Source organism: Dolichospermum sp. UHCC 0352, assembly GCF_009711925.1.
Lineage (GTDB): Bacteria > Cyanobacteriota > Cyanobacteriia > Cyanobacteriales > Nostocaceae > Dolichospermum > Dolichospermum lemmermannii.
This window is the reverse complement of record NZ_VIKY01000142.1, coordinates 12473-24918: the sequence shown is the minus strand read 5'-3', so window position 1 is coordinate 24918 and position 12446 is coordinate 12473. Positions and strand designations below refer to the sequence as shown.

At 37.7% G+C, this 12446-nt stretch carries 11 protein-coding genes; 3 read left to right on the top strand and 8 right to left on the bottom strand.

Features of this window, described 5'->3' with window-relative positions:
• Positions 1-216 precede the first annotated feature (216 nt).
• The 8 genes from FJR06_RS09810 to FJR06_RS09775 form a co-directional block, all read right to left on the bottom strand.
• A complete protein-coding gene (locus FJR06_RS09810; RefSeq protein ID WP_168651330.1) occupies positions 217-393 on the bottom strand; it encodes a barstar family protein in 177 nt (58 codons plus the stop codon).
• 111 nt (positions 394-504) lie between these two features.
• On the bottom strand, positions 505-2484 hold the full coding sequence (locus tag FJR06_RS09805) for a hypothetical protein (RefSeq protein ID WP_168651329.1): 1980 nt from the start codon (positions 2482-2484) through the stop codon (positions 505-507).
• 159 nt (positions 2485-2643) lie between these two features.
• Entirely contained in the window at positions 2644-3420 is a 777-nt protein-coding gene (locus FJR06_RS09800) for a PP2C family serine/threonine-protein phosphatase (RefSeq protein ID WP_168651351.1), read from the bottom strand.
• A gap of 196 nt (positions 3421-3616) precedes the next feature.
• The gene (locus tag FJR06_RS09795) at positions 3617-4273 is read right to left on the bottom strand and encodes a VWA domain-containing protein (RefSeq protein WP_168651328.1); all 657 of its coding nucleotides are present in this window, start codon (positions 4271-4273) and stop codon (positions 3617-3619) included.
• A gap of 282 nt (positions 4274-4555) precedes the next feature.
• A complete protein-coding gene (locus FJR06_RS09790) occupies positions 4556-5779 on the bottom strand; it encodes a bifunctional sterol desaturase/short chain dehydrogenase (RefSeq protein ID WP_168651350.1) in 1224 nt (407 codons plus the stop codon).
• 143 nt (positions 5780-5922) lie between these two features.
• Complete coding sequence (locus FJR06_RS09785; protein ID WP_168651349.1) at positions 5923-6381, bottom strand: hypothetical protein; 459 nt, start codon at positions 6379-6381, stop codon at positions 5923-5925.
• Between the two features lie 67 nt (positions 6382-6448).
• The gene (locus tag FJR06_RS09780; protein WP_168651327.1) at positions 6449-6874 is read right to left on the bottom strand and encodes a hypothetical protein; all 426 of its coding nucleotides are present in this window, start codon (positions 6872-6874) and stop codon (positions 6449-6451) included.
• Positions 6875-6901: 27 nt separating this feature from the next.
• On the bottom strand, positions 6902-8704 hold the full coding sequence (locus tag FJR06_RS09775) for an ABC transporter ATP-binding protein (RefSeq protein ID WP_174782885.1): 1803 nt from the start codon (positions 8702-8704) through the stop codon (positions 6902-6904).
• 405 nt (positions 8705-9109) lie between these two features.
• Between FJR06_RS09775 and FJR06_RS09770 the strand changes: the two genes are divergently transcribed.
• From FJR06_RS09770 to FJR06_RS09760, 3 genes are all read left to right on the top strand, one after another.
• Positions 9110-9526, top strand: a complete 417-nt coding sequence (locus FJR06_RS09770) for a DUF1824 family protein (RefSeq protein ID WP_168651326.1) — start codon at positions 9110-9112, stop codon at positions 9524-9526.
• 70 nt (positions 9527-9596) lie between these two features.
• On the top strand, positions 9597-11504 hold the full coding sequence (locus FJR06_RS09765) for an ABC-F family ATP-binding cassette domain-containing protein (protein WP_168651325.1): 1908 nt from the start codon (positions 9597-9599) through the stop codon (positions 11502-11504).
• Positions 11505-12003: 499 nt separating this feature from the next.
• Positions 12004-12180: a hypothetical protein gene (locus FJR06_RS09760; protein WP_168651324.1), complete on the top strand. Its 177-nt coding sequence runs from the start codon at positions 12004-12006 to the stop codon at positions 12178-12180.
• Positions 12181-12446: the final 266 nt, after the last annotated feature.

Sequence of the window (12446 nt, the reverse complement as noted above, 5' to 3'; positions counted from 1 at the left end):
CTGTACTTCGACTTCGCTCAGTAACCGTACATCCTGATTCTGACAACCACAACAAAAAATATTCAAATAGTGAAAATGTAATTTTACCTATTTGTTAATAACTAAAAACTTGAGAGGAATATTATTAGCTTCCCAGTATTCTTTGGCTGAATTGAAAATATCCAATGCTATTTGGTACTGTATCGGTTCAGCTTGAGCAAAGATATCAGCATGATCTTATGATATCACATATCTTTGAGCCGGACACCATCTTAAGTCGGTGATACATTCATCAAAAGCATCCCAGTTAGCGCCGAAGTATGCAGGAAATTCCATTGCTTCAGCAGCTTGTTTTAAAAATGTTTGTTTGCTATTGATTTTTTTACCATCAAGATAAAAAACTTTATGATTCATAGATTTATGGTGAGGAAATAGGTTAGCAAAATTGTCAGAATCAGGATGTCCAGGATTTAAGGATTTACAGGATGAAAAAATAGACCATTGCTAATAAAACCCTATCAATGACTACTTTAACCGCCATATCTTGATAGTGTCGTCACCACTCCCACTAGCCAGAGTTTGACCATCGGGGCTGTATGCTACTGAAATAACCGTGTCAGAATGACCAGTGAGGGTTTGTAAGAGGTTTCCCGTTTTTACATCCCACAGTTTGATAGTGTTGTCACTACTCCCACTAGCCAGAGTTTGACCATCGGGGCTGTATGCTACTGAATAAACCGAGTTAGAATAACCAGGGAGTGGGAGGGTTTGTAGGAGGTTTCCCGTTTTTACACCCCACAGTTTGATAGTCTTGTCACCACTCCCACTAGCCAGAGTTTGACCATCGGGGCTGTATGTTACTGGACAAACCGGGCTAGAATGACCAGTGAGGGTTTGTAGGAGGTTTCCCGTTTTTACACTCCACAGTTTGATAGTCTTGTCACTACTCCCACTAGCCAGAGTTTGACCATCGGGGCTGTATACTACTGACCTAACCCAGCTAGAATGACCAGGAAGGGTTTGTAGGAGGTTTCCCGTTTTTACACTCCACAGTTTGATAGTCTTGTCTATACTCCCACTAGCCAGAGTTTGACCATCGGGGCTGTATGTTACTGACCAAACCGAGTAAGAATGACCAGTGAGGGTTTGTAGGAGGTTTCCCGTTTTTACACCCCACAGTTTGATAGTGTTGTCACCACTCCCACTAGCCAGAGTTTGACCATCGGGGCTGTATGCTACTGATAAAACCGAGTTAGAATGACCAGTGAGGGTTTGTAGGAGGTTTCCTGTTTTTACATTCCACAGTTTGATAGTGTTGTCATCACTCCCACTAGCCAGAGTTTGACCATCGGGGCTGTATGCTACTGACCAAACCGAGTCAGAATGAGCAGGGAGAGTTTGTAGGAGGTTTTCTATGAATTTATTGCTAATAACTTGCGGCTGTGATGTTGATTCCTCAACAACAGATGAGTTTGCTTTAACAACACCAGGAAAAATATCAACACCAAGATTTGTAGAGCGATCGCACCAATAGCATTTACCATAAGTTCGGCTATAGTAATGATTATCTACCCTGCCGCAAATAGTTAGCCTATCATTCCCTACCTTTAACGCCTCCAACCACTTCCTAGCCGTAGGGCGGAAATTAGGATTTTTATGCCCATCATTAAAGCATCTCAGAAAACATTGCTGAACCTCTGGATGAACAATCTCCAGGGGAATTGTTCTTGCTACTGCTGCAATTAAATTAGTTGACCCATTAACCCATAAACCCTGACAGATAAGTTCATTTATATCTGGAATTTCCCCCGCACCTGTCCACTTTCCCTGAAAAGGATTATTACCACCAAATAATAATTGATAGATAATTACTCCTAACCGGAATCTATCATGTACTTCCGTTTGCTCAATACTAGCAAAATCTTTTCCAATCAGTTCCGGTGGAGTATATCCCTCAGAACCAACTAAACAATTATAAACCTTACCATTTTTCGGATTTATCACCTGAAAAGAATCTGTATCAATAATTGAAGGTAAAGCCCGATTATTAACTAAAATATTTTGTGGTTTAATATCTCCCAAAACATAACCAGCAGCGTGCAATGCTTCAATAATTGAAACAATATTCAGCGCCGTTGTGTGCAGAAACCGCCAATCAATCTCAAGTTTTAACTGCTTTCGACGCTGGGGATTATAAACATCAATAAGTTCTTTTCCATCCTTAATTTCTGGCATCAAAAAGCCGACACAATCCCCCTGAGCATTTTTCAAGGCCGACTTAGGCCAAGCAAAAGAAACATGATGAAGATGGGAATTTGGTTCTGTGGGTGGATTTGCTATCATTACCGCTAACTTCTGCACCCGTTCAGGAGTTGGAGAATGGTAAATTTTAGCTAAATAACCATTTTGATTAGTTCGCCAAATTTTGGCTTCACCACTATTAGCAATCTCTTCACCCAACAGAGTAATTGATTTTCCCGTAATGGCACAGGTAAAAACTGTCATATAATTTTAATTAGATGGGTTGAAATATATTTCTAAAATCCTAAAATCGTAGGTTGGGTTGAGGCTTTGCGTTCGCGGAGCGTGCCGAAGGCATAACCCAACAAAATCTCATAAATATTGAAAATGTTGGGTTTCATTCTTCAACCCAACCTACAATTTCTAAATCTCTTTTTCAAAGAGACACAAAAGCAAAGTTTTATCATCATCAGTACGAGAATTTAACCTTTCGGAATTGAGAAAATCAATTACATATTTTTCATCATCTTCTGGTTTATCTGTTTCTCGCAAATATTCCTCCAAAGGTTTAAAGAATGGCGGATGAGGTTTCCAGTCACTCAAGCGAATCGCTACTTTTTCTAATCCATCAGTAGAAGCACAAATAAACTCTTGCTTTCCTAAAATCACCTGTACCTGCATTTCCTCCAGCGCATTAGCTGAAGTCACAAAAGTTGTTTCGTTGAAAAATTCCCCCTTATCTGGTTCAAACAATAATTTATATTCTGCATCTTGGGAACGCACCACCATAAATCCATCCCCAATTTGCATGGCTGCAACCAATTCAGAAGTCGCTATAAAAACTAAAAGAGTACAAGCTAAATCATGAACAGAATAATCATTATTATCTGCTTTTTTGTTTAACGCAGTAATAACATCCTTGACAAACTTAGTAAAAACTTCCTTAGCTTCCATTTCCGAAAGTGGTTGAGAAAAACCTTGTTTATCAGGAAGTTCATTAATATCAGCAAAGCATTTAATTACAGTTTCTACCGCCAATTCAGAACCAAAATGAGAATATTTAGCACTCCCAGCACCATCAGCAACTGCACCCACAATCACATCATTAAAAATGCGATAAAGTCCGCAGTCTTGACAAGGTATTTTTTGCTCTTGATGACTCGTTCCCACAGCAGAACGCGCTATAGCTTTCCAACCCACAATAAATAAATCCTCAAAATCTAATTTAAGATCCCCGACTTCTTTTTTAATCATGTCAATAAATTATTAACTTATGTTAGAAGTCGGGGATCTGGTTTCTACTCAAAATCTAATTTAAGATCCCCGACTTCTTCTTTAATCATGTCAATAAATTATTAACTTATGTTAGAAGTCGGGGATCTGGTTTCTATTCAGATTATGTTGTAATTTGACCCCATCCTACCGGCGGTAATGCTACAGCTTCCCCTACTTTGCCACTAGAAACCCGTTTCATGGAAGTGGAAAGCCAAACAAACAAAGCGCGAAAATCTAAGCCATTCAGCGTCACTGGAGGACGTTCTGGAGGTGCAATTTGTTTAAGTTTGTTCATATCTGCACCCTCAACACCAACAGTAAAAAACAACATTCGGCGCTGTGCTTCTTCTTCCCTCACCCTTTGCGCTGCACCCTCCCAAGCATCTGTAGGCGCACCATCAGTAATTAAAAATACCCAAGGACGATAGTAGAGAACACCGTTATCCTTATAAGACTGTTTGCGGGTTTCCAATAAATCCAAAGCGTATTCTATGGCTTCTCCCATTGGTGTCACACCATCTGTTTCTAGCTTAGGCGGTGTAAAATGGTCTATAGTGACAAAATCTTGCGTCAGTTTCACAGGTCCAAAGGTGACAATAGCAACTTCTACACTTAAAGAAGCTTGAGCATCTTTCATTACATCTTCTTTGAAAGCCGCCAAACCTCTATTTAACTCCTGGATAGGTTGTCCTGACATTGAGCCAGAAGTATCAAGCAAGAGAATTACCGGACAACGATTTTCCGGGTTTTCCACGAATTCAGGCAAACCTACTGGCATTTTTGATACTCCTGATTAATCAAGGTGAGATGCAAAATGTATAAACTAGATGTTACTTGTTACTACATAGCTTAACATGGATGTTTGTACGGAATCAATACCCATAATGTCTAAATATTTAGTTTCATATTTATTTTTTCCCAATATCATGGATAACGTTGCTAATGGCATTTTCACAAATCATCAGTCATCTTATTTGATACGAACCACAGAGGCACAGAGGACGCAGAGGTGGAGAGAAAGGAGACTGTTAGATTTTATTTAGCAACGTTATCTTGATAATTATTTGCTTTTTACCCCTTTACTAAAAATCCGATAGTACAACCAGGTACTAAATTCTTTGAGGGGAAATAGGATATAAGTCAAAGGATTTACTGTGACAATAATATTTCTAAAATCCCGTTTTGCAAAAAATACAATCCCCTTGGCAACTTGATTTGCTGACATCACACCATAGGGGTTTAGTTGACTTTTGAATGGCCCTAAAATTAATTTGCGAATGACACAAGTTTGATCTAATCTTTTGAGGGTGACAATATCCCCTAATGCTCTTTTGCTCAGTTCATACAAGGGGCTTAAAGCTGGGGAAACTTCCGCTTCTGAAGTATTTACCCAAATTTCTTTGGTGGCTTTGTCTTGGGGTCCTGTGACAGTTGCAGAAAAGACATCTATCAGTTCCAAAGCAGAAAAGGTGTTAACTTGATAGGAATTGTGAATGGCGGCTGAAGTGCGATCGCCATAAACATTTATGCCATGATTGATAATGAGAATATCAACTTTATTTAAACTTTCTTTTAGTTGAGTTTCATTACCCAATTCCCATTTTACAATTTTGACCCGCTCTTGAATTGCGATTTTTTCAGGATTAGTTGTTAATGCCACAACTTTGGCATTATGCTTTAATAATTCCGCTGCTAATGCTTGTCCTAATGCACCGGAAGCACCTGTTAAGGCTACGGTTTTACCTTTGAGAGAAAGTCCTGTTCCTAGTATTTTATCCACTAGGGGAAAAACACCACTATAGTAAGCATTAACATCATCAAAATGATGTCGCCAATGATAGGTTCTATTTACCCACAAGACGGAGGGAATTTTGTCTAAGGGTCCGGGTAAATGATTGTAGTCTGTGTCTATTGTTCCTTGAAAATATCGCAGAGATGCACCGTATAAAAACGTGACTGCATAAGCAACTCCTAACCATAATCCCCATTGATGAGCTAGTAAGGCAATTATTGTTAAAATAACTACTAATATGCCCGATTCGACAATATCGTGATACAACTGGGAATCTACGTAGGCTTTTTGGGAAGTTAAAGTCAAATCCCGCCGATATACAGCATGATGTTTATTGTGCCATTTCGCTAACCATGTTATCTGATGACACAAAGCATGATAAGCATCTCTGACAATTTCTGCGAGTAGGAGGGAGGAAAATCCCCAGGTTGTGAACTGGATACAGTTGTTTACTAAAACCGAATCAATAGTTAAGCTTTGAGCCAAAATCATCATCTTTTTGGTGATACCTCTTTTTCTTAATTAAACCAAGTTATTACCATCTTTGTCTAATGATGTAGTGATAAAAGGTGTAGCACATTCTCAAAATTGATTTTCAACTCTACTTAACTTCGGAATTTGAGTCTTTTATAAATTTAACCAGCAAATACTTTTTGTAAATTTTCTGGCTGCATAAGTGTTAAATATTGATTGGACATTTCTGGGGTTAAGAATTCTATCATTATCCTATTTTCTACCCAAAACTCCATCACATCAAAGAAAGCACGACTACAACGAATAACTCTCCAGCCTTCTCTCTGAGCAATTGCTTCTATTTGTTCCTGTGTAGAATTAACAGAAATAGCTGCATGGGTGGCTGTAAAGTTGCTAGGTTGAGAAGTTTCTTTAAACTGACAACCCTGTTCTTCTTCACCAGGTTGCAATACAATTTTTAATGGATAAACTTCAATTCCAGTTCCGTGTTCATCGAGAGATAGCATCATGTAACTACCTGGATGTGGACGAAAGGGAAATACTTTTCCATTCATCACTTCTGCGAGAACTTCGGCCGCGTGTTGGGGATTTTGGGCAGAGATAGAAAAATGGCGAATCATAATTTCATCACTTTTAAATTGAAAATTCCGTTTTTCAGTATCTAGTATAGCAAAATCAATGGCTTTATTAATCCCTGATTTGCTCAATTAATCGCTGTTCTAGTAAATCTAATAATCCATCTATATCTTTTCCCACTTCTTGAAAACAAGTTTCTGGTGATGATTTGGGGGCAAATTGAATTAACTTAATTTCCCCTTTCCCAATTCCAATCATCACTACTTCTGTTTCGGGTTGGTTATTATCAATAATTCCTAAGATTTCTTGGAGACGATTTTCAACTCGCTCATTTAACTTCTCTATTTCGGTTTGGGGACAATAGACAAAATGGGGAGTTGGTTGTAAATCAATCCCAATAGTTCCCTGACGATTACCATTTTCTAACCACAATCCCCAAAAAAGTGCGGCTAGTTCTAACTGATTGTTTTTGACAAATCTATCTAATTGTCCGCGCCATTTGTTCTCTGCTGTTTCGGGTTGAGGAATACTAAACATGATGATTAATTTGTAATTTTATTTTTGCTATTTTAACCCAGATTGCACACGCCATAAACTGGTGTAAATGCCATTTTTCTCTAGTAGTTGTTCATGAGTTCCGGCTTCGACTAATTTGCCATGTTCCATGACATAAATACAATCAGCATTACGAATGGTGGAAAGACGGTGAGCGATCGCTATTGTGGTACGATTGACCGTAATCCGTTCTAAAGAACGTTGAATAGCAGCTTCTGTTTCATTGTCTACCGCTGAGGTAGCTTCATCTAAGATCAAAATTGGTGGATCTTTTAATACTGCGCGAGCGATCGCAATTCGTTGTCTTTGTCCCCCAGATAACTTTTGCCCCCGTTCTCCCACAATTGTCTCATAACCTTGGGGCAAACTCATAATAAAATCATGAGCTTCGGCTATTTTCGCCGCCATGATAATATCTTCATCGGTAGCGGTAAAAGTCCCATAGGCAATATTTTCTCCCACTGTACCATGAAATAAAAACACATCCTGACTAACCAAACCAATAGCCCGGCGTAGATCTCGCAAATTTAATTGTTGTAAATCAATTCCATCCAAAGTAATTTTACCACTTTGCACCTCATAAAATCGCAGTAAGAGTTTAACCAAAGTGCTTTTTCCTGAACCTGTCGAACCCACAATTGCAATTGTATTTCCTGCGGGAATTTCCAAAGATAAATTGTGAATAATTGGATTTCTATTTTGATAAGCAAAACTCACATTTTGAAATTCCAAAGCCCCCCGAATCATATCTACAGGTAAATCAATATTTCCGGTATGAATTGCCATGGGAGTATCTAACAAATCCATCACTCGATTAGTAGAAGCCATTGCCCTTTGATATAAATCAAAAGTATCACCTAATCTGGTTAATGGCCACAGCAAAAGCTGAACTAAAAACACCAAAGAACTATAAGTACCTACAGCCAATCTTCCCTCTACCGCTGCCATACCGCCAAATAATAGCAAGATGGTAAAAGCGATTAAAATGAACATCCGAATAATCGGAATATACCCCGCAGATAAAGCGATCGCTTTCGCATTACTTTGACGATAAGCATTACTTTCAGATTCTACCCGCGCCGCTTCATAAGCTTCTGCTGTAAAACTTTTAATAGTGGTAATTCCACTCAAATTATTAGATAATCTCCCATTTAATAAACCGACTTTTTCCCGAACTTCTGCATAACGAGGTGCAAGAAATTTCTGGCAAATTATCGAACCAAAGAGAATAAATGGCATGGGCAAAATTGCCATCCCAGCTACACTAGGAGCTAAAATAAAAAACGCAGCCCCAACAATAATAATAGTAGTAGTTACTTGAATAATGTCATTTGCACCCACATCCAGAAACCGCTCTAATTGGTTAACATCATCACTCAAAATAGACATTAAACCACCGGTACTGCGTTCTTCAAAATAAGCTAATTCTAATTCTTGTAAATGTTTATATGCGTCCAGTCGTAAATTATGCTGAATATTCTGTCCCAAATTGCGCCATAGTAACTTATAGACATATTCAAACAATGACTCCAACACCCAAGTAATCACCGTCAACAAGGATAAAATCAGAAATTGCCCATAAATATCTTTTACGCCTAATCGGGCGATGATAGAATCTTGTTGCTTGACTACCACATCCACCGCAATCCCAATTAATACAGGGGGTGCTAAGTCAAAAACTTTATTGAGGATAGAAGCACCAATGGCCAGTCGAATTTGTTTAGTATACTGATGTCCATATTTAAATAGCCGCTGGAGGGGACGAACAGAATGTTTACGCCTTTTGGATAATCGGATAGATTTAAATGGCATAGCCACATTAATTGATAATTACTTGCAGTTAATACTACCACATAATTGAGTTGATTTGTGATCAATATTGAAGCAATAGATACAGTTATCTTCCTTTAGGAACAGAAGAGATAATTTTGAAAAATTGGTAACTTGTAATTTGGCAAACTTCACTTTTGGGAATTATATTAGAAAATATTGTCGCTAAAATAATTATTCCCCGCAGCAAACAGCAGGGTATAATAACCGTATCAATAAACCAGATGTGCTAATTTTCAGTGAAGACTACCAAAACAGCAAATATTCCTCCTAAAACTTAGGGAATATGCCATATCAATCTTGATTTTGTGCAAAAATGCCAGTAATGTTGAGCAAATCTCCCTCCCAAAACCAGAACCAGACGTAAAAACTAGACAAATCAATATTATGTCTACTCCCAATCATCAGCAACTCTCACTCCCAGAAGCCAAGAAAATACTCAACAAATTTAACTGTCTGGATATTGCCCCCATTCTTAAACCGTCCGAAAAAGTTCCCACTCGTGAGGCATTAATTTTTCTCACCAGTCTTACCGATTATCAAATCTTAGGTATTTGTGCTGATACAGCCGCAGAGGGAATTTTAGCCATGAAAACCTATTCTCGCGCTTTGGGTTATCAAGCACCAATTGATTTACCACAACCAGAAGGCCCAGTTTACATCAAGTTAAATGGCAAAAATGGCTTGTGTTATCTCGATTCCTATGCTGGGCATCATCGGGGAGTGTTAGTATCTTGCCAGTCTTATCAAGAGGGAGGAGTTAACGAGATGTATGGACATTTACCCCTCGATTTATTTGTCTAGAATTTCGTTTACAATCATCTTTGAGGTGGGCAATGCCCACCTCATTCTTAATCACTAATTACCGCATAATATGAGCATTGTTACCTTACAATCAGTTAAGAAAGATTTTGGAATTAAAGAACTTTTAAAAGATGCTAATTTCAGCCTTGATACTAATGATAAAGTTGGTTTAATCGGCACTAATGGTTCTGGTAAATCAACTTTATTAAAAATGATTGCTAGACTAGAATCAATTGATAGTGGGCAAATCTTAGTTAATTCTGGGGCAAAAATTGTTTACTTGCCTCAACAGCCCGATATGGACGAAAATCACACTGTTTTAGAACAGGTATTCGCTGATAGTGGTGAACAAATGAACCTCGTCAAAGAGTATGAAGAATTATCTGATAAATTGGCACATTATCCCGATGATAGTCAGTTAATGTCTCGTCTTTCTACTGTGATGGAGCGCATGGATGCAACTGGTGCATGGGAAGTAGAAACTAACGCCAAAATCATTTTAACAAAGTTAGGAATTGTTGATTTTGATGTGAAAGTTGGCACATTATCAGGGGGATATCGCAAACGAATTGCTTTAGCAGCAGCCTTGATATCAGAACCTGATTTATTGTTAATGGATGAACCAACAAACCATCTTGATGCTTTGTCTGTAGAATGGTTACAAAGTTATTTAAATCGCTATCGCGGCGCACTTTTATTAATTACTCATGATCGTTATTTTTTAGATAAAGTTACTAATAGAATTATCGAAATTGATCGAGGTGATATTTACAATTATACAGGTAATTATTCCTATTATCTAGAAAAAAAGGCCTTAGCTGAAGAATCTGCTGTTAGCACTCAACGGAAACATCAAGGTCTTTTACGCCGCGAATTAGAATGGTTAAAGAAAGGCCCAAAAGCTAGAAGTACCAAACAAAAAGCCCGAATTGAACGCGCTCATGCTTTGCGAGATACTGAGTTTAAAGAAATTAATGGTAAGGTTGATATTTCTACCGTTGGTAGGCGGATTGGTAAGAAGGTTATTGAACTCAAAGATGTTAGTAAAGGCTACAATGGTAGAACTCTAATTAAAGATTTTACATATCAATTTAGTCCAGAAGATCGGATTGGCATTATTGGTGGTAATGGTGCAGGAAAATCTACTTTAATGGATATTATGACTGCCAAAATTAAACCAGATTCCGGTAGTGTGGAAATTGGGACTACAATTCATATTGGTTATTTTAACCAACATTCAGAAGAATTGTTGACGGCTGTAGATGATAATCAACGAGTGATTGATTACATTAAGGAAGAAGGGGAATTTATTCAAATATCCGACGGGACGAAAATCACTGCTTCCCAAATGTTAGAGAGATTTTTGTTTCCAGGAAATCAACAATATGCACCCATTAATAAACTTTCTGGTGGAGAAAAACGCCGTTTATTTTTATTACGTATTCTCATTAGTGCGCCCAATGTGTTGATTTTGGATGAACCGACTAATGATTTAGATGTGCAAACATTAGCGGTATTAGAAGACTATTTAGAAGATTTTAATGGTTGTGTGATTGTAGTTTCTCATGATCGTTACTTTTTAGATCGGACAGTAGACAGAATTTTTGCCTTAGAAGAAGGTGGAGGTTTACGTCAATATCCGGGTAATTATTCCATCTATTTAGATTATAAAAAAGCTGAAGAAGCAGAAAAACAAGAACCGTCAAAAACTGTAATTGTAGAATCAAAGGTTGTATCTCCAGTTGCAGAGACTAAAAAAGCCCGGAGGTTATCCAATTGGGAAAGACGGGAATTTGAGGAATTAGAACAGAAAATTGCCAAATTAGAAACAGAAAAAACAGCAGCAGAAAAGAAATTAACAACTGTGGCTGGAAATTATAGCCAAGTGCAAAAACTTTATGAACAGGTGGAAACTCTCAAGAAAAATATTGATTTGTCCACAGAACGTTGGTTAGAATTAGCGGAAATGGATTCTTAAGTTGCAATTAAATTAATCGTCTTGTTGAAATCTTCAAATATACGTAGGGTGGGTTAGCAAAAGCGTAACCCACCATCTGATTAGGTAGTTATGTAAAATAAATTGCATATCTCATATAATTTATGCTCATAAGAGCTAATACATATATCTAAATTATTAAATAATTTAGGGATCTATTTATATTTAAGTTAATAGGCAAAAGTGACATAATTGCAGCAATTATGTCCCTTTTTTTGGCTATTTTTAATCCGTAATTATCTGTTTTTTAGTGATATTTTCAACCTAAAAAGGCAATTTTACGGATATTTGTGCGGAAAATGCTGTTATCATCAAGCTATTGAAAGTGACAAAACTGAAACAATTATGTCACTTTTATTTTGTCTAAGTCTCTAGACAGAGGTTTTTATTTTTAATAGGATGTAGTCAGGAAATGAAAAAGTATAACGTTTCCGATTTTTTCTAGATTTTTTGATTTTTTAAAACCAAGGAGAATACGAAGATGGCTAATATTGTAATATCTGAACTACATCCTGCTGGTTCTGATTTTTTTATCGATTCTGAAAGCTTTTTGTATGAGCTAACTGATAACGAAATTATGGTAATCTTAGGTGGTAAAATATGGCCTCTTTATAATCTGAAGGGAAAACTAATAGGGTATGTTGATGATGGGAAGTAACTATCCATTAGCACAGTTGCGAACAGCCCAATAGGGAATGTTGCGAACGGGAAGTAAGTATTTTCTCGTTCCCAGTCTCCGACTGGGAATACTACTGAGAGGCTCTGCCTCCATTTCTCGTTCTCAGTCTCCGACTGGGAATGCTACTGAGAGGCTCTGCCTCCATAACTTAGTATCAATGAAGGCAGAGCCTTCCGTAATTCATTCCCATACAGAGTATGGGAACGAGAAACTATCATATCATTTGTTTATAGTGAATGATGAGG